This window comes from Burkholderia sp. FL-7-2-10-S1-D7, from assembly GCF_001524185.1.
In the GTDB taxonomy this organism is placed as follows: domain Bacteria; phylum Pseudomonadota; class Gammaproteobacteria; order Burkholderiales; family Burkholderiaceae; genus Burkholderia; species Burkholderia diffusa.
This window is the reverse complement of sequence record NZ_LOWY01000017.1, coordinates 140056-161173: the sequence shown is the minus strand read 5'-3', so window position 1 is coordinate 161173 and position 21118 is coordinate 140056. Positions and strand designations below refer to the sequence as shown.

General features: G+C 67.0%; 17 protein-coding genes and 1 pseudogene. 7 read left to right on the top strand and 11 right to left on the bottom strand.

What is annotated here, in order from left to right:
* Positions 1-35: 35 nt before the first annotated feature.
* The gene (locus WS75_RS09580) at positions 36-1523 is read right to left on the bottom strand and encodes a sigma-54 interaction domain-containing protein (RefSeq protein ID WP_059680259.1); all 1488 of its coding nucleotides are present in this window, start codon (positions 1521-1523) and stop codon (positions 36-38) included.
* A gap of 326 nt (positions 1524-1849) precedes the next feature.
* Here WS75_RS09580 and WS75_RS09575 point away from each other — a divergent pair, with 326 nt between their 5' ends.
* On the top strand, positions 1850-3253 hold the full coding sequence (locus tag WS75_RS09575; RefSeq protein WP_059680258.1) for a GntP family permease: 1404 nt from the start codon (positions 1850-1852) through the stop codon (positions 3251-3253).
* Between the two features lie 507 nt (positions 3254-3760).
* Positions 3761-4012, top strand: a complete 252-nt coding sequence (locus tag WS75_RS09570) for a DUF4148 domain-containing protein (protein WP_059529113.1) — start codon at positions 3761-3763, stop codon at positions 4010-4012.
* A 48-nt stretch (positions 4013-4060) separates the two neighbouring features.
* On the opposite strand, the gene WS75_RS09565 is transcribed toward WS75_RS09570, so the two are convergent.
* Together WS75_RS09565 and WS75_RS09560 are read right to left on the bottom strand one after the other, a co-directional pair.
* Positions 4061-5656 (bottom strand): thioredoxin family protein, encoded by a 1596-nt coding sequence (locus tag WS75_RS09565; RefSeq protein ID WP_059680257.1) that lies wholly within the window; start codon positions 5654-5656, stop codon positions 4061-4063.
* 257 nt (positions 5657-5913) lie between these two features.
* Entirely contained in the window at positions 5914-6414 is a 501-nt protein-coding gene (locus WS75_RS09560) for a GNAT family N-acetyltransferase (protein WP_059680256.1), read from the bottom strand.
* Positions 6415-7012: 598 nt separating this feature from the next.
* Here WS75_RS09560 and WS75_RS09555 point away from each other — a divergent pair.
* From WS75_RS09555 to WS75_RS09545, 3 genes and pseudogenes are all read left to right on the top strand, one after another.
* Positions 7013-7546: pseudogene (locus WS75_RS09555) on the top strand (phospholipase domain-containing protein); the annotation flags it as partial.
* Positions 7547-7785: 239 nt separating this feature from the next.
* Positions 7786-8055, top strand: coding sequence for a hypothetical protein (locus tag WS75_RS09550; RefSeq protein WP_059680254.1), 270 nt, complete (start codon positions 7786-7788; stop codon positions 8053-8055).
* A 163-nt stretch (positions 8056-8218) separates the two neighbouring features.
* Positions 8219-9211 (top strand): DedA family protein/thiosulfate sulfurtransferase GlpE, encoded by a 993-nt coding sequence (locus WS75_RS09545; protein WP_059680253.1) that lies wholly within the window; start codon positions 8219-8221, stop codon positions 9209-9211.
* A gap of 67 nt (positions 9212-9278) precedes the next feature.
* Here the strand turns inward: WS75_RS09545 and WS75_RS09540 are convergent, their stop codons facing one another.
* The 7 genes from WS75_RS09540 to WS75_RS09510 all read right to left on the bottom strand — a co-directional run bounded on the left by WS75_RS09540 (position 9279) and on the right by WS75_RS09510 (position 17294).
* Positions 9279-10751 (bottom strand): OprD family porin, encoded by a 1473-nt coding sequence (locus WS75_RS09540; protein ID WP_059680411.1) that lies wholly within the window; start codon positions 10749-10751, stop codon positions 9279-9281.
* Between the two features lie 160 nt (positions 10752-10911).
* On the bottom strand, positions 10912-11934 hold the full coding sequence (locus tag WS75_RS09535; protein WP_059680252.1) for an ABC transporter ATP-binding protein: 1023 nt from the start codon (positions 11932-11934) through the stop codon (positions 10912-10914).
* The gene (locus tag WS75_RS09530; protein ID WP_059680251.1) at positions 11931-12923 is read right to left on the bottom strand and encodes an ABC transporter ATP-binding protein; all 993 of its coding nucleotides are present in this window, start codon (positions 12921-12923) and stop codon (positions 11931-11933) included. The genes WS75_RS09535 and WS75_RS09530 overlap by 4 nt, the downstream gene beginning before the upstream one ends.
* Before the next feature lie 132 nt (positions 12924-13055).
* Positions 13056-13958, bottom strand: coding sequence for an ABC transporter permease (locus tag WS75_RS09525; RefSeq protein ID WP_059680250.1), 903 nt, complete (start codon positions 13956-13958; stop codon positions 13056-13058).
* A 13-nt stretch (positions 13959-13971) separates the two neighbouring features.
* A complete protein-coding gene (locus WS75_RS09520; RefSeq protein WP_059598913.1) occupies positions 13972-14910 on the bottom strand; it encodes an ABC transporter permease subunit in 939 nt (312 codons plus the stop codon).
* Positions 14911-14921: 11 nt separating this feature from the next.
* Entirely contained in the window at positions 14922-16535 is a 1614-nt protein-coding gene (locus WS75_RS09515) for a peptide ABC transporter substrate-binding protein (RefSeq protein WP_059598912.1), read from the bottom strand.
* A gap of 177 nt (positions 16536-16712) precedes the next feature.
* Positions 16713-17294 (bottom strand): cupin domain-containing protein, encoded by a 582-nt coding sequence (locus tag WS75_RS09510; protein WP_059680249.1) that lies wholly within the window; start codon positions 17292-17294, stop codon positions 16713-16715.
* 497 nt (positions 17295-17791) lie between these two features.
* On the opposite strand from WS75_RS09510, the gene WS75_RS09505 reads away from it, so the two are divergent.
* Both WS75_RS09505 and WS75_RS09500 read left to right on the top strand, forming a co-directional pair.
* On the top strand, positions 17792-19315 hold the full coding sequence (locus tag WS75_RS09505) for a peptide MFS transporter (protein ID WP_059680248.1): 1524 nt from the start codon (positions 17792-17794) through the stop codon (positions 19313-19315).
* 120 nt (positions 19316-19435) lie between these two features.
* A complete protein-coding gene (locus WS75_RS09500; protein ID WP_059528816.1) occupies positions 19436-19642 on the top strand; it encodes a hypothetical protein in 207 nt (68 codons plus the stop codon).
* 87 nt (positions 19643-19729) lie between these two features.
* On the opposite strand, the gene WS75_RS09495 is transcribed toward WS75_RS09500, so the two are convergent.
* Positions 19730-20854 (bottom strand): OpgC domain-containing protein, encoded by a 1125-nt coding sequence (locus WS75_RS09495; RefSeq protein ID WP_059680247.1) that lies wholly within the window; start codon positions 20852-20854, stop codon positions 19730-19732.
* Between the last annotated feature and the right edge of the window lie 264 nt (positions 20855-21118).

The following is a 21118-nucleotide window of genomic DNA, read 5'->3' as shown; positions in this document are numbered from 1 at the left end:
CGCTCCTCATGTCCGGGCGCATCCACCGCCGCGTGCTACCGGTCGATCCCGAGCGCCGTCAGTTTCTTGTACAGCGTCGCCCGGCCGATGCCGATGCGCGCGGCCGCTTCGACCACCTTCCCGTCGCAGGCCGCAAGCGCGTCGATCAGGAACTGACGCTCCCACGCGGCCAATGCATCGGCATACGAAACGACCGGCGCACCAGGCGCCCCCGCTGCATCGCCCGCATCCCGGCCGACCGGCGACGGAGCAGCCCGCGTGCCCGCCGGCACGCTATCCGGCACCACGCGCACCGGCCCGAGGAACGGCGCGAGCGCACCCGCATCGATCACCGAGCGATCCGACAGCATCAGCGCACGCTCGAGCGTGTTGCGCAGCTCGCGTACGTTGCCGGGCCACGGGTACGCGCACAGCATCCGCAGTGCATCGTCGGTCAGTTCGCAGTGCGCAGCGCGGCCGTGCTGCGCGGCCAACTCCTCGAGCGTCGCGTAGACGAGCGCCGCGATGTCGGACGCGCGCTCGCGCAACGGTGGCGCATGAATCGTCAGCACATTGAGCCGGTAATAGAGATCCGCGCGAAAGCGGCCGGCCTCGACCAGCGCGGGCAGGTCAGCCGACGTCGCGGCGATGATCCGCACGTCGGCACGCACGATCCGGTTCGAGCCGACCGGTTCGAACTCCTTGTCCTGCAACACGCGCAGCAGCTTGCCCTGCAGCGGCAGCGGCATGTCGCCGATCTCGTCGAGAAACAGCGTGCCGCGATCGGCCAGCTCGAACTTGCCGACGCGTCCCTTGCGATCGGCACCGGTATACGCGCCCGGCGCCGCGCCGAAGAATTCGGTTTCGAGCAGCGTGTCGGGAATCGCGGCCACGTTGACGGTCACGAGCGGCTGGAGCGCGCGCGCCGACGCCGCGTGAATCGCATGCGCGAGCAGTTCCTTGCCGGTGCCCGTCTCGCCGAGCAGCAGCACCGGCGAATCGACCTGTGCGGCGCGCCGCGCCTGCCGCTTGGTTTCGAGGCTTGCGGCGCTCGTGCCGACGAAACTCGCGAACGTGTATTTCGCACGGCGTGCCTGCGCGAGCGAACGCTGCGTCGCGATCAGCTGCTGCTGAAGCTGCGCGTAACGGGAAAAGATCGGCGTGAGCGTCTTCAGCTGGTCGAACAGTGCGAAGCCGATCGCGCCGACCGTCTCGCCCGCCTCGTTCTTCAACGGCAGGCGTGTGACGACGAGCGGCTCGCGGCCCGTCTCCATGATGTCGAGCAGGATCGGCTGTCCGGTCGACACGACCTCACGCATCAGGCTGTTCGGAATCACCGCCTCGCAGTCGAGGCCGACTGCCTGCTGCGGATCGGCGAACCCGAAGCGCGCCGCATAACGCTCGTTCATCCACACGACGCGCGCATCGCGATCGACGACCACCGTGCCCGCGCTCGAATCCTCGAAAGTCCGAAACAGCGACTCGGCGGCGCGCCGCAGCACATCGCCGTAATTGACGGGCAGGCGGGCCCAGTCGTTCATCATCGTGTCGTTGTCTCCGCGTATGCTTGGCCGGATATCTCCAGAACGAGACGCAGTATCTCATTTCGGAGACATCCCGGAATGCCTTGTCCGGGAAAGCCCTGCCCGATTCAGAGGGCAGTTTCGGCGACCGAATCGTCTCCCGATCGAGACGATTTATGTAGAATCTTCAGACATTGGCCGGCGCGGGCCCGCCAGCCAGCGCCGGATCCACGTCCGGCGGCGCAATCCGGCCGATGGCACGAAACCTGCACGAACCTGAGCCGGTTCGCGGCGCGTCCCGCGATCGAACAACAACCAAAGCCATTCCAAGCTATTAGGAGACTCCCTTGTCTTTCGTGATCGTCCTTGCCGCGCTGGCGTTCCTGATGTTCGCCGCGTATCGCGGCTACAGCGTGATCCTGTTCGCGCCGATCGCCGCGCTCGGCGCGGTCCTGCTGATCGAACCCGCCGCCGTCGCACCGGTCTTCTCCGGCATCTTCATGGAGAAAATGGTCGGCTTCGTCAAACTGTATTTCCCGGTCTTCATGCTCGGCGCCGTGTTCGGCAAGGTGATCGAACTGTCCGGATTCTCCGAGTCGATCGTCCATGCCGCGATCCGCTACATCGGCCGCTCGCGTGCGAATGCAGTGATTGTCGCGGTGTGCGCGCTGCTCACCTATGGCGGCGTGTCGCTGTTCGTCGTGGTGTTCGCCGTGTATCCGTTCGCGGCCGAACTCTATCGCCAGAGCAATATTCCGAAGCGGCTGATGCCCGGCGCGATCGCGCTCGGTGCGTTCTCGTTCACGATGGATTCGCTGCCCGGCACGCCGCAAATCCAGAACATCATCCCGACCACGTTCTTCAAGACGACCGCCTGGGCCGCACCCGCGCTCGGCACGATCGGCTCGCTGTTCATCATCGTCGTCGGCCTCTCGTATCTGGAATGGCGCCGCCGTTCGGCAATGGCGAAGGGCGAAGGCTACGGCACGTCGCTCGTCAACGAGCCGGAGCGCGTCGAAGCGACGGCACTCCCGCATCCGGCACTGGCGATCCTGCCGCTGATCCTCGTCGGCGCATCGAACTTCACGTTCACGAAACTGATTCCGCAGTGGTACGGCGCCGCGTCGTACACGGTCGCGCCGGACGTGCTGCCCGGCGTGCACACGCCGGTCACGACGTCGATCAAGACCGTCGTCGCGATCTGGTCGGTCGAGGCCGCGCTGTTGCTCGGCATCGTGCTGGTCGTGCTGACCGCGTTCAAGCGCGTCAGCGACCGCTTCGCGGCCGGTTCAAAGGCCGCCGTCGGCGGCGCGCTGCTCGCCGCGATGAACACGGCGTCGGAATACGGTTTCGGTGGCGTGATCGCCGCGCTGCCGGGCTTCCTCGTCGTCAGCGACGCGCTGAAGAGCATTCCGAACCCGCTGGTGAACGCGGCTGTGTCGGTCAGCTCGCTCGCCGGCATCACGGGTTCGGCGTCGGGCGGCATGAGCATCGCGCTCGCCGCGATGTCGGACCTGTTCATCAAGGGCGCGCAGGCAGCCAACATTCCGATGGACGTGCTGCACCGGGTCGTCGCGATGGCCAGCGGCGGCATGGACACGCTGCCGCACAACGGCGCGGTCATCACGCTGCTCGCGGTCACGGGCCTCACGCACCGCGAGTCGTATCGCGACATCTTCGCGGTCACCGTGATCAAGACGCTCGCGGTGTTCTTCGTGATCGCCGTGTACTACACGACGGGCCTCGTGTAAGCCCCGCATCGGGCGGCGTTCCGAACGCCGCCGCACCTCGGCCGGCCGCATCGCCGCGGCCGGCGCAGCTTCCTTCCTCTGCACGCCAGGGCTGGGCAACCGGCCCGGCATCGTCGAAGCAGGCAGCGCAACGCTGGTCGCGACGCGCCGCACCTTCCCGACACCTCCGCGCGCAAACCGGAGCGGATCGCCGGGGTTCCCATCCGCCGGTTCGTCCCCCGTCCGACCGGAGCCGCTCGGGCGCTACATCGCCGCGCGGCCCGACGCCCGTCACGCACCGCCATCCGGCACCGTCCGCGTCCGCGTCCACGTCCACGTCCACGTCCACGTCCACGTCCACGTCCACGTCCACGTCCACGTCCGCCATCCATTGTTGCCGGCGGCAGAACACTGAGTTGGGCGCGATCGCATTTTTCGCGCCCGCGGCCGGGCCTACACTGCTTTCAACCGCCGCCGCTCCGTCGAACGAAGGCCGGCCGCACGGATGGAAACATGGAGGTCACGATCATGAAGCGCCTGATTCACGCAGTTGCCGTTGCCCTGGCCGTATCCGCGCCGCTTGCCGCGCAAGCGCAGTCGAACCCGCCGCTCACGCGCGCGCAGGTTCACGCCGAAGTGAAGGCGCTCAAGCAGGCCGGCTTCCAGCCGAGCGATTGGTTCTACCCTGCCAGCATCGTTTCCGCCGAAGCGAAGATCGCCCGTCAGCAGAGTGCCGGGTATGGCAGCGACCAAGGTGCATCGTCGGAGTCGAGCCACTAATCGCCGTCACGACGCGGCCGTCCCGTCCGGCCGCTTCCGCGCAAGCCATCACGCCTTCACCGGCTCGATCAGTTTCGCGCATGCCGCTGCCTGCGGATCGCCCGCTGGCAACTTCGCGCACACCCCGTCGAACTGCTTCACGACCGACCTGACCGACGCATCGTGCGCGCCGCCGCCGCGCCAGCGATTCAGTTGCGTGACGACCTTGGTCAGCGCGCGCAGGTTCGCCCCATAAAACGCATCCTTGGTCTTGCCGGCCTGCGCGAGCACGCTCGCGGCGATCGCTTCGATCCGCGCCGAATCGTCCGGCGCCAACGCGACCGCATTCGCGAAATAGGTCGCGCCCCAGCGCAGCTTCGTCGCCGGGCCGCTCGCCGAGTCGTACGCCTTCCGGTACCAGTCGAGCGCCGCGGCCTTGTCGCCGCGCGCCTTCGCATTCGCCGCCAGTCCCGACATGAAGTAGTACGGCGTCGCCGAACGCGACAACTCGGCCTTCAGCAAGACGTCGGATTCGTCGTACAGCCCGGCGTCGGTCAGCGTGTCCGCCGCTTCGCTGACGAGCGCCTGCCGCTCGTACGCGTTCGCGGCGCCCTGCACCGATGCAGCGATCTGCTTGCGTGCGGTATCGACCAGCGCCGGCGCGGCGAGCGGCGCGCCGTCGTGCGCATCGCCGCGCGCGAGCAGCACGCGGCCGTGCAGCGCCATCAGACGGTCGATCGACGACAGCGTCGTATCGGTCGACAGGCGCGCGAGCGCCGTGTCGTATGCGCCGCGCAGCTTCGTGCGCTGCGCGGCGTCGGCGCCGAGGTACGCGACCACGCGCGCGGGCGCTGCGACGAGCACGTCCGAATCGGCACGCGCCAGCGCCGGCTCGCGCAGCACCGCACGCAGCGCGTCGACGAGCGCCGCCTTGTCGAGCGCGCCGGCTTGCGCGGGATCGTCCGATGCCGCCACCACCGCCGACTTCAGCGCTAACCGCGCGGCGTCCGCCTTTGCGCCGGCCGCACGCGCACGTTGCGACAGCGTCTGCAGTGTCACCGCGATACGGTCGGACGGCACCGGCAGCGCGCCGTCGGTGTCCCAGGAATAGTCGGCCAGCAGATGCCATTCGGCCGGCGTCAGTGACGCGCCGTCGTTCAGCGCGGTCGCGAGCGTCTGCCGCACCGGATGCGCGGCCGTCATCCCGAGCGACAGCGCCTGCATGTAGCGGTCGAGATCGGCCTCGCCCGGCAGCCGCGTCACTTCGGTGCCGTCCGGGCGGAACAGGATCATCGTCGGATAGCCGTGCACCTTGAAGCGCTCGCCGAGCTTCTGCGCGCTTTCGGTATCGCCGTCGAGATAGACGGGCACGAAGAACGACGAGCGGGTCTTGAATGCCTGCTGGCTGAAGATCGTCGACTTCACCTGATTGCACGACGGACACCACACGGCGCCCCAGTACAGCAGCAGCGGCTTGCCGGTGCGCTTCGCGAGCGCGAACGCGGCATCGACGTCGCCCTGCTGCCAGGCGATGCCGGGCGGCAGATGCGCGCTGTCGGGCGATGCGTTCGCCACCGGGGCGCCCGCGGGCGCGGCAGCGGCAAGCGCCGCACTGGCGGCAGCGAACAGGCAGGCGGCGGTGAGATTGCGAAGAGCGGTTTTCATCGAAGCGGGTTCCGTTGAACAAGACGGTTTCAGGGGGATGCCGCGCACGCAACAAGGGCCGTGAAGCGATGACGATGAGGCCGGCCGACATGCAGCGCCGCGCATGCATCGATACGGAAAAGCGAAGCCGGCCGCATCGACCGGCAAATCGTTCGACGATACGACGGGTACAGCCGAAGGAAAACGAACGAATTCTCGATTGAATATGACGCGCGGCCTCGCGGCCGCGTGCCGTCACGTCCGCGACGGCCGGTCCTTCACTGCCGCGCCTTGATCCGGGCCATGTGATACACGGACGCATGCACGCCGTCGCGCAACGCGTAATCCGGCGATTCGCCCTCGATGCGGAAACCGTGTTTCTCGTAGAGCGCGATCGCCGCGTGGTTGTCGGCGAACACGGTCAGCTCAAGACGCGTGATGTTCAGCCAGTTCTCCGCGAGATCGATCGCGGCCGCGAGCAGCCGGCCGCCGATGCCGCGCCCGTGACGGGCCGCGTCGACCATCATGCCGAGCGCCGCCGCGTGGCGCCGGCGCGGATTCGGCTCGGGATGCAGGCCGAGATGGCCGACCACCGTGCCGTCGATTTCGGCGACGAGGCTCACGCCGTGCTCGCGCACGTTGTCGAGCCGCTTCTGCCATTTTTCGAGCGACGGAAACGGCTGCTGCAACGTATTCATGTACACCGCGGGATGCGCGGCGATCTGTCGGATCGCGTCGACGTCGCGCGTCTCGCTGTGCCGGATCGTGATATCGGTCATGGGTGGGCCGGTTCCGAAAAGGCGCTCCGAAGGCGCGGACTGCGCAGGCGCGCAGCAACGCATCGAGCTTAGCCGATTTCACGCATTTGAAACACGGGGATCACGCCGTTGCACGTCAGGTTGTATCCGCAACGAAGCGCGCTCGCGCGATCCCCGCCCGTCCGGAAAATTCTGACCGGTCACGCGTGCACCGATCGGTAATTCTTTACTGTTTTCAATCTCGCATCGCGCTCGAACTAATCGTTGCGCACGCAACGTCATGCGAGCGACATGCGATGTCGTTTGTTCATCACGTCGACGTCATGTCGCCTCCCTAGACTGGACGCCGCTCCATCCCGGCACGCGCCGGTCCGGTGTGTGCCGACACCTGCCCCGCGCATCACGAGCGCGCGGCACGCACGATCGCGACGGCGGCCGCGGCATCCGCGCGACGTCGCGCATCGCCGCGATACGCGTCCGATGCCCCGAACGCGCACGCACAGCCGATCGTCCCGGGGCGGGACGATGCCCGATCACCGCCAGACGAACTCGCGAACGGTCCCACCCTCACAGGATCCAAGCGCCATGACGTCACGCCGCAAACTCCTTCAGCCGACCGCCGGTTCCGGCCCCGTCGCCGCCTGCACTGACCACCGGCGTGCGCCCGTCGCGCGCGTTGCCGTACGAGCTGCATGCGAGCGCGCAGGTCGATGCCGGCAAGGGCACCGTCACGCTGAAGTTCGCGAACACGGGCCTCACGGCCGCGGTGTTCCACGTCTACGACAAGCTGCATCTCGACCGCGTGCCGCGCCGCTACGTCGTCGAACCAGGCAAGGTGCTGCGCGGCGACTGGGCGGCGCTGACCGACGACGGCGGGGGCACGGTGAAGTCGAACAAGGTGTACGGCCAGTTGTCCGGCTACTGCGCGAACCACGACCGCGGTCACGGCAACGACACGGGCACGACGTGGACCGTCGCGGTACACGCCGGCGGCCAGTCGGCACTGCACTGGAAGCTCGACTCGACCGGCCATGGGTACGACTTCGCCGTCACCGCCGACAGCGACGCGCGCTTCCCGCGCCGCATGGCCGGCCGCGTCGAAACGGGTCGCCACTCGGTCAGCGACCCGGCGATGAGGTTCGCCGCCCGCTTCCGACGGCACCAGCGCCCGCCCGGCCCGAGCACCGGCCGGGCGCCTGGCGCGGCGCGGTCCGATCCGGCTGAAACGCCCGCCCGGCGCGGCTCAAACATCAGAAGGATAGGTGGTGCAGCCCTCATTTCATGTCCACGAAAATGCTCCGTGTTGCGGCCCGTTCGCGTTAAACTTCGGCAAGCTGCATTCAACAACGACATCTTCGCCAATCTGGCACACACGACACGAGGATAGGTTCGATGCGCACTACCGGCTCATCCGGGGCAATGACCCTGCTCACCGAACACGACCCGGCCGACGGCCGCGAATTGCGCTCGCTCAGGCTCGAATCGACCGCCGACGGCAAGAGCGTGCTGCTGATCGAGATCGACGAACGCAAGCCCGGCATTCACCGCGAGGTCCGCTACGAGATCACGCCGGCCGAACTGATCGCCGCGATCCGCTCGCACGGCGCCGAGTTGCCCGGAGAAAACCACGGCGCCGCCTCGCTCGCCCGCTCCCCTTCCTGACGTCCGACGGTGAGCCACGTGCAACGCACTGGCTCACCGTTCTGCCCGCATTTCCCTGCCGCCGTCAGGCGCTTTCCGTCATTCCCCTCCGCCCGGTTGAAAATGGCCGATAATCGGCCAATCCGCGCATCATCCTCACGCGCTTCCTTTTCGGCCAGCCGTCATGCTTCGTGACCTCGTCGCCCAATACGGGCCGCTTCTCGTCTTCGCCAATGTACTCGCGGCGGCCATCGGCCTGCCCGTGCCGGCGATGCCGACGCTCGTGCTGTTCGGTGCGATGGCCGCGATGCAGCCGGCGATGATCGGCTCGCAGCTCTTGACGGTGCTGGCGCTGTCGGTCCTCGGCGCGCTGATCGGCGACACCGTGTGGTACATCGCCGGGCGGCGCTACGGCGGCACGACGCTCAAGACGATCTGCCGGCTGTCGCTGTCGCGCGATACCTGCGTGAGGAAAACCGAACGCTTTTTCGGCCGCTACGGCGTGCGCGTGCTCGCGGTCGCCCGCTTCATTCCGGGGCTGTCGCTCGTGTCGGTGCCGATGGCCGGTGCGCTCGGCACGCGCTATCGCACGTTCGCCGGCTACGATGCGCTCGGCGCCGCGCTATGGACGACCGTCGGGCTCGCCGCGGGGCTCGTGTTCTACCGGCAGATCGACTGGCTGTTCGCCGGCGCGAGCCGGCTCGGCCGCGCGGTGCTGCTGGTGATCGTCGCGCTGCTGGCCATCTATGCTGCCGTGCGCTGGATGCGCCGCCGCGCGCTGATCCGCCAGCTCGCGAGCGCGCGGATCGGCGTCGACGAGCTCGACCTGCTGCTGCGCGACGCGGCCGCGCCGGTGGTGCTCGACGTGCGATCGCCCGAGCACCGCAAGCTCGACCCGTTCACGATTCCCGGCGCGCAATTCGCGGACGAGCGGCACATCGAGGACATCGTCGCGCGCTACCCGTTCTCGCAGAAGTTCGTCGTGTATTGCTCGTGCCCGAACGAAGTGACGGCCGCGCTGATGGCCAAGCGCCTGCTCGATGCAGGCTTCACCGACGCAATGCCGCTGCGCGGCGGCCTCGACGCCTGGCGCGACACGGGCCGCCAGCTCACGTCGCTGCTGGAAGACATCCCCGCCGCGAACGATCCGGTGGCGGGGTTGCACAAGCCGGCCTGATCGAACTGATCGCAGGCCGGCCGCGCGAGACAAACAATGTCGAAGGGGGCGTTGCGCCCCCCCTCGATCAGAACGCGTGCAGCGGCACGTTCACGACCAGGCGGTATTCCTTGTTGGTCGCATCCGAGTAGTGCGCGGAACCGTTGTGCCACATCGCGATGAACGTGACCTTCGTGTCCTTCAGCTTGCCGCTCTGGAACGTGTACGACGGGATGAAGCCGAACTCGTGGTGACGGCCCTGCACCGGTGCGCCGTTGCTCCAGTAGATGCTCGACTTGCTCGGATCCGCCGCCGCGCCCGCGCTCGCATCCGCGCCCCAGCCCGTCACGCCCCAGACCATCGCCTTGAAGCCCGGCAGGCCCGCTTCCTTGCCGTAGAACGTGTAACGCAGCTGCAGCGACTTTTCGTGCGGCGCGTTGTAGTCGACGTCCATCGAGTTGGTCAGGAAGATGCCGTTGGTTTCATTGAGGTAGTCGAAGAACTGGTCGCCGAGCACTTGCTGATAACCGAGCAGCAGTTCGTGCGGACCGTGCTGCGCGGCCACCGACAGGCTGTACGCGTTGTTGTTGATCTTGCCCTGCAGCGCGTCGCCCGTATCGTGCGTCGAGTAAACGTTACCAAAGCCGGTCCACTTGATCGACTTCACGTCGCCGATGCTGTGCTTCACCGACGCGTAGTACTGGTGCCACACGTCATCGGCCTGGTTTGCGTACAGCGCGACTTCGCCGTTGTCCGAATAGTCCCACGTGCCGCCGACGTAGGTCAGGCGATTGATGCGCGTGCCGCCATACTGCGTCGTGAGGTTGGTGAGCGTCGTGTGGCCGCGCGCATCGGTCTTCGTGAAGCTGCCGGCCTCGAGCATCACGTTCTTGAATTCGTTGCTGACGATCGTCGCGCCGAGAAACGTCGGCGGCAGCGCGCGGTTGTCATGCTGCTCCATGAACGGGTTGTCGACGGCCTGCAGACCGTACTTGACCACCGTGTTCGAGATGCGCGCCTTCACGTCGTAGATGCCCGGATAGGCCCACGCGAGCTGGTTCGAACCGCCGCCACCCTTCGCGATGTGCACCATGCTGCCGGCGCCGGCGCCGCCGTCGAGCTTCAGCGCCGCATACAGCGACGCGTCGAAGCCGATGCCGATCAGGCCGGTCGTGTAGCCCGACTCGAAGTTCGCCATCGCGCCCTGGACCCATGCGTGACGATGCGGTCCGCCCTTGTTGTCCAGCGTGTCCGCATAGTTGCGGAACAGGAAGTTCAGGTGGCTGTCGGCGATGAAGCCGTTCGACTTCGACTGCGCCGAAGGCTCATCGGGCGGCGTGACGGCCTGGTTCGCCTCGGCGTTGATAATGGCGTTCGGGGTCGTTGCCTGCGCAACCGACGTGCTTGCGCCGGCGGACGGCGCGGCCTGCGCGACCGTCAGCGGTGCGGGAGCCGCGTCGTCGGCGTGCGCGACACCGCTCAGCGATACGCCGGCAAGCGCAGGCAAGCCCCATGCAAGCAGCATCTTCGATGCCGTCCCGATCGTCTTTTGCTTTTTCATCGTCATTCTCGTCTTGTGTTGATGTCGTCCACGCCGGTTGCGATCCGCTTCCAGCCCCCCGGCGAGCCCGGTTAAGGACGCGCCTTTACCCGCGACGCGAAGATCGTTCGCGCCGCACCCTACCCCTGTTGACCTGCCTGGTTATGTTTGCTGCGTCACTTCACGCCGCCGCGCCCGCCCGGATGCACGCGACACGCGCCGCCGAGCCGTGCCGCACTTCCGGCAGCGGCACGTCCTGCGCACACGCGTCGATCGCGACCGGGCAGCGCGTGCGAAACGCGCAGCCGGACGGCGGGTTGAGCGGCGACGGCATCTCGCCCGCCAGCAGCATCGGACGGCGAGCACGCTCGCGCGCCGGCTCCGGCGTCGGCGCCGCATCGAGCAGCGCCTTCGTGTACGGGTGCTGCGGCACGCCGTACACGTCATGCCGCGTGCCGAACTCCATCACGCGGCCGAGATACATCACGAGCACGCGCTGGCTGATGGCCTTCACCACCGCCAGGTCGTGCGCGACGAACAGATAGGACAACGACAGTTCGCGTTGCAGATCGCGCAGCAGGTTCACGATCTGCGCCTGGATCGACACGTCGAGTGCCGATACGGGCTCGTCGCAGATCACGAGCTTCGGCTCGCCGATCAACGCGCGCGCGATACCGACGCGCTGGCACTGTCCGCCGGAAAATTCGTGCGGGTAACGCAGCAGGTGATGCGCGTTCAGGCCGACACGCTCGAGCATCGTGACCACGCGGCGGCGCACTTCGGCGCGGCCAAGGCCGGCGTGGTGCGTGACGAGCGGCTCCGCAACGATCTGTTCGATCGTCATGCGCGGATCGAGCGACGCGAGCGGATCCTGGAAGATCATCTGCACTTCGCGGCGCATCGCGGTGCCGCGCAGGTGATCGGGCGCGACGGCTTCGCCGCGCCAGCGCACCGTGCCTGCCGTCATCGGCACGAGGCCGATCAGCGCACGCGCGAGCGTCGACTTCCCGCAGCCCGACTCGCCGACGAGCCCGACCGTCTCGCCGCGCTTCACGTCGAACGACACGCCATCGACCGCGCGCAGCGTGCCCTTCGGCGACCACGGATAGCCGCCGAGCGGCACGCGGAAATGCACCTTCAGATCCTCGACGGACAGCAGCGTGTCGCCCGTCGCGCCGGCATTGCGGCGTTCATCGACGCTCATCGCAGACCTCCCGTCAGATCGGCCAGCGGCCGGTGGCACGCGCGCACCGCGCCCGCGGGGCCATAGGTTTCGAGCGCGGGGCGCGCGGCACCGCAGCGCTCCTCCGCATACGTGCAACGTTTCGCGAACGCGCAGCCGGCCGGTGCGGTGCCGGGCATCGGCGGATTGCCGGGAATCGCGACGAGCGGCGCGTCGTCGGCGTCGGTCAGGCGCGGCAGCGCGTTGAGCAGACCGATCGTGTACGGATGCGACGGCGCCGCGAAGATCGATTCGGCCGGCGCGTATTCGACGGTGCGGCCCGCATACATGACCATCACGTCGTCCGCGAGGCCGGCGACCACGCCCATGTCGTGCGTGATCAGCACGATCGCGGTGCCGCGCTCGCGGTTCAGCTCGCGCAGCAGATCGATGATCTGCGCCTGCACGGTCACGTCGAGCGCGGTGGTCGGCTCGTCGGCGATCAGGATTTCCGGCTCGGACAGGAGCGCCATCGCGATCATCACGCGCTGACGCATGCCGCCGGAGAATTCGTGCGGATACATGCGGATACGGCGCGCCGCATCCGGAATGCGCACCGACTCGAGCGCCTCGATCGCGCGCCTGGTCGCCTCCTTGCGCGACAGCTTGCGATGCAATTGCAGCGTCTCGGTCATCTGCCGCTCGATCGTCAGGAACGGATTGAGCGACGTCATCGGATCCTGGAAGATCATCGCGATCCGGTCGCCGCGCACCGCGTTCAGCGCGCGCGTATCCATCTCGAGCAGGTTGTCACCGCGATAGCGCGCGGTGCCCGTCGTCGTGCCGTTGCCGGCCAGGAGGCCGAGCAGCGCCATCACGGTCTGGCTTTTGCCCGAGCCCGATTCGCCGACGATGCCGAGCGTCTTGCCGGCTTCGAGCGCGAACGACACGCCGCTCACGGCGTCGATCGGCGGCGCGTCCTTGCGCGTGAAGCGCACGCCGAGGTTTTCAACTTCGAGCAATGCGGTCATGTCAGCCTCCGCCGGGCCGTCCCAAGGAGGCTGACCGCCCCCTCGGGGGGAGCCGTGCATGGGACCGGAGTAAGCGCTGAAGCGCCAACTCCGGTCGACAGAGAACGTAGTGAGCGTGGGGGTTGTTTCATCTCAGCGATCCTTCGGGTCGAGCGCGTCACGCAGGCCGTCGCCAACGAAGTTCACGCAGTAGAGCGTCACGCACAGCATGACGGCCGGGGCCAGCAGCAGCCACGGCATCGATTCCAGTTTCTGCGCGCCGTCCTGGATCAGCACGCCCCAGCTCGTCATCGGTTCCTGCACGCCGAGGCCCAGGAACGACAGCACCGATTCGGTCAGCACGATGTTCGGCACCGAAACAGTTGCATACACAACGACGACGCCAAGCAGGTTCGGCACGACGTGGCGCACCACGATCGATGTCGGCGACACGCCGATCGCGCGCGCCGCGTCGACGAACTCGCGGTTGCGCAGCGACAGCGTCTGGCCGCGCACGACGCGCGCCATGTCGATCCACGAGAACGCGCTGATGGTCAGCACGACCAGCATGAACGAGCGGCCGAACAGGGTCATCATCAGGATCGCGATCAGCAGGTACGGGATCGCGTACATCATGTCGACCACGCGCATCATCGCGGAGTCGACGCGGCCGCCCGCGAAGCCGGCGGTCGCGCCCCACGCGACGCCGAACAGGCCGGACACCAGCGTGCCGAGCAGGCCGACCTCGATCGACACGCGGCCGCCGATCAGCGTGCGCACGAGCAGGTCGCGGCCGAGCTCGTCGGTGCCGAACCAGTGCTGGTTCGCGAGCGTCGGCGGCAGGCTGATCGCGCCCCAGTCGCTCGCGGCGGGATCGGCCGCGAGCAGCCACGGGCCGACGAAACACGCGAGCGTGATGAGCGCGAGCAGCACGAGGCTGAACACGGCCGCGCGGTTGTGAAGGAAGCGCGCGAACGCGAGCGCGAGCGGCGAGCGCGAACGCGGCGGCGAATCGGTCTGCACGGGCAGACCGACGACAGGAGTAGTCGGAGTCATCGCGGTGCCTCGCTCAATAACGGATGCGCGGATCGAGCCACGCATACGCGAGGTCGACCAGCAGGTTGAACAGCACGGCGCAGACGGTGGTCAGCACGACGAGGCCGAGCACGAGCGTGTAGTCGCGGTTGATCGCGCCGTTCACGACGAGCTGCCCGAGCCCCGGCAGCGCGAACACCGATTCGGTAACGACGGCCGCCGTGATCGACGTGATGCAGACCGTGCCGAACAGCGACACGACCGGCATCAGCGCGGGCTTGAGCGCGTGGCGCAGCACGATCGTCGAGCCCGGCAGGCCCTTCGCGCGCGCGGTGCGGATGTAGTTGCTCGACAGCGTCTCGATCATCGAGCCGCGCATCACGCGCGCGAGCAGCGACACGTTGATGAAGGTCAGCAGCACGATCGGCAGCAGCCGGTACTGCCAGCCGCCGTCGCCCCAGCCGCCGGCCGGCAGCCAGCCGTTGCCGGCCGACGTCTTCAAGAGGATCGCGAAGATCCACACGAGCACCGGGCCGAGCACGAACGGCGGCACGACGTTGCCGAAGTTGCCGATCAGCATCACGAAGCGATCGATCACGCTGTCGCGGCGCACGGCCGCGACGGTACCCAGCAGCACGCCGAACACGATCGAGATCGGGATCGACACGCCGCCCACGCCGAGACTGACGGGCAGCGCCTTCTTCACGAGATCGTTCACCGACCAGTCGACGTAACGGAACGACGGGCCGAGATCGCCTTGCAGCAGCGAACCGAGATACAGCAGGTACTGCTTCCACAGCGGCTCGTCGAGGTGGTACTTCGCGTTCAGGTTCGCGAGCGTCGCCGCGGACAGCTGCTTCTCCGTATCGAACGGACCGCCGGGCGTGAAGTGCAGCAGCAGGTAGCAGACGGTGATGACGGCGAGAATCGTCGGCACCGCCCACAACGTGCGTCTCAATGCGTAGGCCAGCATGATCGCTCCACTCAGTGCTTGATCAGGTACATGTCCTGCGAAGCACGCATGTCGATCACGTTCTTCAGCGAGTAGCCGCCCACGTAGGGCTTCACGAGGCGGTCGGCCGAGTACTGGAACAGCGGCACCATTGGCGTGTCGTTCATTGCCGTGTCGTGCGCCTGCGTGAGCAGCGCGGCGCGGGCCTTGTCGTCGAGCTTCTGGTTGCCGTCGTCGACGAGCGTGTCGACCTGCTTGTTGCAGTAGCCGACGGTGTTCTGCGAGCTGCCGCAGCGGATCAGGTCGAAGAAGGTCATCGCGTCGTTGTAGTCGGCGAACCAGCCGTCGCGCGCGATCTGCACCTTGCCGTCATGCCGTTCCTTCATCAGCACCTTGAACTCGACGTTCTCGAGCTTGGTGTTGATGCCGAGCTTCGTGCGCCATTCCGATGCGGTGAACAGCGCGACCTTCTTGTGCAGGTCGTTGGTGTTGTACGTGAGCGTGAACGACAGCGGCTTCGCGTCCGAGTAGCCGGCCTGCTTGAGCAGGTCCTTCGCGGTCGAGATGCGCTTGGCCATCGGCCACGACGCCCACTCCGGCGTGAACGGCTGCACGCCCTTCGTGCCGTTCGGCATCAGGCCGTACATCGGCTTCTCGCCCGCCTGCGTGAGCTTCGACGTCAGCACGTCGCGATCGATCACCATCGACAGCGCCTGGCGCACGCGCTTGTCCTTGAGCGCCGCATCGCTGTTGTTCAGGTAGTAGTAATAGGTCGCGAGCTGCAGGCCCGGGCGCAGTTCGCCGCCGAACTGCTTGCTGACCTGCTGGAAGATGCCCGACGGGATCGAGTAGCTGTAGTCGATCTGGCCGGCCTGGTACATGCGCATCGCCGTTTCGTCGCTTTCGATCGGCAGGTACGTGACCTTGTTGATCACGACCTTCGGCGCGTTCCAGTACTTCGCGTCCTTCGAGATCACGATGCGGTTGTTCGGCTGCCAGTCGACGAGCTGGTACGCGCCGTTGCTGACGATGTTGCCCGGGCGCGTCCATGCGTCGCCGAACTTCGCGACGGTGTCCTTGTTCACCGGCGCGAGCGGCACCATCGCGGTCAGTTCGGGGAAGAACGCGACGGGCACGTCGGTCGTCACTTCCAGTGTGTACGGGTCGACCGCGCGCACGCCGAGCGTCGTCGGCGCGGCCTTGCCGGCGATGATGTCCTTCGAGTTCTTCACGAACTCGACGAGGATCGTGTACTTCGAGCCCGTCTTCGGATCGACGAGGCGCTGCCATGCATAGACGAAATCGGCTGCCGTCACCGGCTGGCCGTTGCTCCACTTCGCATCGTGGCGCAGCTTGAAGATCCACGTCTGCGGCGACTTGCGCTCCCACGACTGCGCGACGCCCGGCACGACCTGGCCGGCTGCATCGATGCGGGCGAGGCCTTCGAACAGGTCGAGGCCGATCGTGTTGCCGGTCCACGACTCGATGTGCGCCGGGTCGAGCGACTCGACTTCGGCGGGCACCTGGCGCGTCAGGTCCTGTTGAGGAGCGAGCGCGACGTTCGACGGAACGGTCACGGCGTGAGCGGCGGGCGTCGTCAGGGCGAGCGCGGCCAGCACGGCCGACATGGCATGCAAGGATTTCATCGTGGCAGTCTTGAGAAGGTTGTTCGGTGAGCGATGCGCGGCGAATGCCGCGGTTACGCTTGAGACGCTGACGGGTGCAGCGATTGAGGAGGCCCGTGATTCTCGTATTGCATCTTAGTATTCCTTACGTTTCTTTCGACAGGTATTCCGTCTCCGAAACGAAGGAATACCTGTGCGTTAGAACAGCCGCGGTGTACCGACCCAGACCACCACCGACTCGATCGTCGCGGTGTTGACCCAGCTGTGCGGAACCGTCGACTGATAATGCGAACTGTCGCCGGCCTGCAGGACGAACGTCTTGCCTTCCAGCGTCAGCGACACTTCCCCTTCAATCACATACAGGAACTCCTCTCCTGCATGTGTCGTCACTTCCGACCGCTTCTGCCCCGGCGGCATCCGCACGAGGATCGCCTCGAGCTGACGCCCTTCGGTCACGTTGGTCAGCCTCGCGAACAGGTTCGCCGAATCGGCGAATCCGAAGAAGCGCAACTGATCGCCTCTGCAGACCGAGCGTTCCTCGCTCGGCGTATCCACGAAGTACTGCACCGTCACGCCGAGCGCCTGTGCGATACCGGCCAGCGACGTCAGCGACGGCGACGCCAGCCCGCGTTCGACTTGAGACAGAAACGGCTTCGAAATCCCCGCGGCGGTAGCGGTGTCGTCGAGCGTGCGCTTGAGTCGTTGGCGCAACGCGCGGATCTTGCTGCCCAGTGCTGCGGCAGCGTCTGCCGACTGCGAGTTTTCAGTGGGGGGAACCATAGCAGGCCGAAAAGTGGTCGTCAAAAAATGTTTGATGGAAAGTAACTAAGTTAGATCGATTTGGCTTAGTCTTCTGGTTCGCACACGTCTTCGGTGTTGAGCCCGGTGCACTAAACAGGGCACGAAGCGAGCGAAACGACGCGCTATCTTGCCAGACTCGCCCGCTTCACAGGCAAGCTGCAAGCGGCTCTCCGGGAATTTGCGGAGGACGGGCGCGATTCTTACAAATAGATGATGAGACGAATATTCCTGAAAGCTGCTGCCATATCGGGAGTTTCCCTGAGTGGCGCAGACCTGACGCACCGGACCGGCAAACGTTACCATTCGCGCGCCGGTCGGGGTCGTGCACCGCCTTGCCTGGCGGCGTCCGACCCCGGCCCGGGCTAACCGCCCGACTGCTCCATCGCCGACGCAAAGCCTACCCGGCCACAGTGCTCCGGCGCCAGTTCGACCCCAAGGCGACGCGCGATCCGCGCCGTCCGTTTCAAACGAGATTGATGATGCACGCACCTGTTTCACAGACCCGATCGTTTACGACGGTCTTCCTTATCGAAATGTGGGAGCGCTTCGGCTACTACGGCATGGCCGCGCTCCTGGTTCTCTTCATGGTCGACCGGCTCGGTTTCACCGACAGCCATGCGAACCTGACCTGGGGCGCGTTCACCGCGCTCGTCTACGCGTCGCCGTCGATCGGCGGCTGGATCGGCGACAAGGTGCTCGGCGCCCGTCGCACGATGATCATCGGCGCGGCCGTGCTGTGCGCCGGCTACCTGATGCTGGCGGTGCCGAACGACGCGCTGGCATACATGTATGCGTCGCTCGGCGTGATCGTCGTCGGCAACGGCCTGTTCAAGGCCAACGCGGCGAACCTCGTGCGCCGCATCTATGAAGGCGACGATGCGCGCATCGACAGCGCGTTCACGATCTATTACATGGCGGTCAACATCGGCTCGACCGTGTCGATGCTCGCGACGCCGTGGATCAAGGATCACTGGGGCTGGCACACCGCGTTCGCGGTCTGCTGCGCCGGGATGCTGCTCGCAATCCTGAACTTCATGCTGATGCACCGCACGCTCGCGCACATCGGCTCGCAGCCCGACGACGAGCCGATCCGCTGGAAGCGCCTCGGCGGCGTGGCGGCAGGCGGCGTCGCGCTCGCGCTGATCACGCTGTACGTGCTGCAACACAAGCAGCTCGCGGTCGCGAGCGTGTGGACGGCCGCATTCGCGATCCTCGCGATCTTCGCGTACATGATCGCGAAGTCGGAGCGTTCGGAGCGCGCGGGCCTGATCGCGGCGCTCGTGCTGATCGGCCAGGTGATCCTGTTCTTCATCTTCTACGTGCAGATGTCGACATCGCTGACGCTGTTCGCGCTGCGCAACGTCGATCCGCGCTTCATCCTGTTCGGCACGACGCTGTTCACATGGAGCGCCGCGCAGTTCCAGGCGCTGAACCCGATCTGGATCATGATGCTGAGCCCGGTGCTCGTGTGGATCTACAACGCGGTTTCGAAGAGCGGCCGTGACCTGCCGGTCGCGGCTAAGTATGCACTCGGCTTCGGCGCCGTGGCTGCCGGCTATCTGGTGTTCACGATCAGCGGCCGCTACGCGGTGGACGGTCGCGTGTCGTCGTGGTTCATGGTGTGGGGCTACGGCCTCTACTCGCTCGGCGAACTGCTGGTGAGCGGTCTCGGCCTCGCGATGATCGCCCGCTACGTGCCGGCGCGCATGAGCGGCTTCATGATGGGCGCGTATTTCGTCGCGACGGGTGTGTCGCAGTATCTGGGCAGCGTCGTCGCGAACTTCGCGCAGATGCCGTCGCACGACCTGCCGGCCACCGAATCGCTGCCGCTCTACCTGTCGCTGTTCGAGAAGCTCGGCTGGCTCGCCGCGATCGGCATGCTGCTCGCGCTTCTGCTGCTGCCGATGATGAACCGTCTGTCGCGTCAGCATCAGCGCTGCGCGGAAGAGCGCCGCGAGGAAGAAGCGGTACAGGCGCAGGCGATGGCCTCGGCGCAGTAAGTACTATCCCTCGGCGTGCGGCCTGCACGCCACATTCTCCCGCCAGCGCGGCCAGCACGTCCTACACTGGTTGCAACGGCGCATCCGCTCCGTCGCGATGCGCACTGGCGGGAGAAGATCATGAAAAGCAAAACGACTCGGCTCTTGAGGATACTGTCGGACATCCGGCACGCGCAGCGCTGCACCGCATTGCGCGCCGCCCGGGCCGCGGCCGAAGCCGACGCGGTGCTCGCGGAGCAGGACGATCCGAAGTCCGACGAACGCGACGACGCTGAATCCGACGACGCGACCGCCGTCCCCCGCTCCCGTATCGGCTCACCTCACTGACCGCACCGACGCCGCGCGGGACGCTGCGTGCCGCCTCCGCGCTTCCGCGTTTCCCGTGCTTCCGCGTTGCCGGTACTTCCTCGCCGCTCATGCGGCCGCGCCGCGCCCGCGCGCGAACCACGTTCCCGAACCCGCCACGGCCATCATCAACCCGATCGCGCATGCGTCGGCCGCGAGACCCACGCCGATATGCCGCACCTCGGCGCCGTTCGCAACCGGATGCAGCAGCGAATCGATGACGAGCGAGATCGCCGCACCCGCGACGAAGCAGATCAGGCCGCGCCGGCCGACCGCGACGACGGGATGCACGGCCTGCGCGATGCGCGCGATCCAGCCGCGGCGCGCGCAATCGGCCATCAGCCACGCGATCGCGGCGAAGCTCACGATACGCGGCAGCGCGAGATCGCGCTTGAGCACGCCTTCCGGCACCGGCAGCCCCGAGAACAGCTTGTAGCTCGCGCAACCGAGCACGATCGCGCACGCGACGCCGGTCGCCGCGGCGCCCCAGCGCCCGAGCGCGACGTGCCGATAGAACGGCTGGCAGCGCGCGAGCACGCCGGCGACGAACATCAGTTGCCATGCAAACGGGTTGAAGCTCCAGCGGAACCCATCGGTGTCCAGCAGCTCGGGGCCGAGCCAGCCGGCCGCGCCCCACGACGCCGCGCTCAACGCGACGAGCAGCCACGGACGGCGGCGCGCGAACGGCACGAGCACCGGCGACGCCAGCGCGAACAGCACGTACATCGGCAGCACCGACGCGAGATACGGCTGGCGCTGAAACGTGAGCAGCTCGGCCGCGCCCGTGAGCGGCGACGCGAGCATCACGCTGACGTCGTCGAGCGCGAGGTTGGGCGCGTCGATCCCGTAATGGTCGAGCACGGCGGACACGACGAGCATCAGCGTCGACGTCGCGAGAAACGCGCGATAGATCTGCATCGCGCGGCGCACGAACCGCTGCTGCGCGGCGCGCGCGCCGTGCCGGTCGGCGATCGCGCCGTACGCGCTCGCGGTAGCGAAGCCGCCGAGGAACACGAACACCTCGGCCGCGTCGCACAGCGCGAATGCGTGGAGTGTCACGCGCGACAGCATGCTCGCGCCAATGTGATCGACGACGATCATCAGCAGCACGATGCCGCGGAAGAAATCGACTTCGATCAGGCGGCCGCCGCGCGCCGGCGGCACCGAGACGGCGGGCGGCATGCTCAACGACATGGCCGCACCTGCGCGACGCCGGTGCGGCACGCGCCGGCGGAGGATTCGGAAGGGAGAGGGCGAGCGCGATCGGCGGCGATGCGCGTATGCTCGCATCGCGCCAACCCGGCCGGCCCGGCACGGAGATGACCGTTCATGGAAAAGCCGCATACGAAGAGAAGACGGTCAGGTCAGTCTAGCGGCCGGCGGGGGGATACCCTAAGTAACAAAGTGCAACGGAATCTTCTGTTCGATTACAGGCGAGACGTCGGCGATGCCAAGCTG

What these genes read in the sequence shown, in the direction of transcription:
- WS75_RS09565 (WP_059680257.1), bottom strand. Translation starts at nt 5,656, where the DNA reads ATGAAAACCGCTCTTCGCAATCTCACCGCCGCCTGCCTGTTCGCTGCC.
- WS75_RS09535 (WP_059680252.1), bottom strand. Translation starts at nt 11,934, where the DNA reads ATGAGCGTCGATGAACGCCGCAATGCCGGCGCGACGGGCGACACGCTG.
- WS75_RS09540 (WP_059680411.1), bottom strand. Translation starts at nt 10,751, where the DNA reads ATGAAAAAGCAAAAGACGATCGGGACGGCATCGAAGATGCTGCTTGCA.
- WS75_RS09515 (WP_059598912.1), bottom strand. Translation starts at nt 16,535, where the DNA reads ATGAAATCCTTGCATGCCATGTCGGCCGTGCTGGCCGCGCTCGCCCTG.
- WS75_RS09560 (WP_059680256.1), bottom strand. Translation starts at nt 6,414, where the DNA reads ATGACCGATATCACGATCCGGCACAGCGAGACGCGCGACGTCGACGCG.
- WS75_RS09550 (WP_059680254.1), top strand. Translation starts at nt 7,786, where the DNA reads ATGCGCACTACCGGCTCATCCGGGGCAATGACCCTGCTCACCGAACAC.
- WS75_RS09525 (WP_059680250.1), bottom strand. Translation starts at nt 13,958, where the DNA reads ATGACTCCGACTACTCCTGTCGTCGGTCTGCCCGTGCAGACCGATTCG.
- WS75_RS09500 (WP_059528816.1), top strand. Translation starts at nt 19,436, where the DNA reads ATGAAAAGCAAAACGACTCGGCTCTTGAGGATACTGTCGGACATCCGG.
- WS75_RS09510 (WP_059680249.1), bottom strand. Translation starts at nt 17,294, where the DNA reads ATGGTTCCCCCCACTGAAAACTCGCAGTCGGCAGACGCTGCCGCAGCA.
- WS75_RS09495 (WP_059680247.1), bottom strand. Translation starts at nt 20,854, where the DNA reads ATGTCGTTGAGCATGCCGCCCGCCGTCTCGGTGCCGCCGGCGCGCGGC.
- WS75_RS09520 (WP_059598913.1), bottom strand. Translation starts at nt 14,910, where the DNA reads ATGCTGGCCTACGCATTGAGACGCACGTTGTGGGCGGTGCCGACGATT.
- WS75_RS09545 (WP_059680253.1), top strand. Translation starts at nt 8,219, where the DNA reads ATGCTTCGTGACCTCGTCGCCCAATACGGGCCGCTTCTCGTCTTCGCC.
- WS75_RS09505 (WP_059680248.1), top strand. Translation starts at nt 17,792, where the DNA reads ATGATGCACGCACCTGTTTCACAGACCCGATCGTTTACGACGGTCTTC.
- WS75_RS09580 (WP_059680259.1), bottom strand. Translation starts at nt 1,523, where the DNA reads ATGATGAACGACTGGGCCCGCCTGCCCGTCAATTACGGCGATGTGCTG.
- WS75_RS09530 (WP_059680251.1), bottom strand. Translation starts at nt 12,923, where the DNA reads ATGACCGCATTGCTCGAAGTTGAAAACCTCGGCGTGCGCTTCACGCGC.
- WS75_RS09570 (WP_059529113.1), top strand. Translation starts at nt 3,761, where the DNA reads ATGAAGCGCCTGATTCACGCAGTTGCCGTTGCCCTGGCCGTATCCGCG.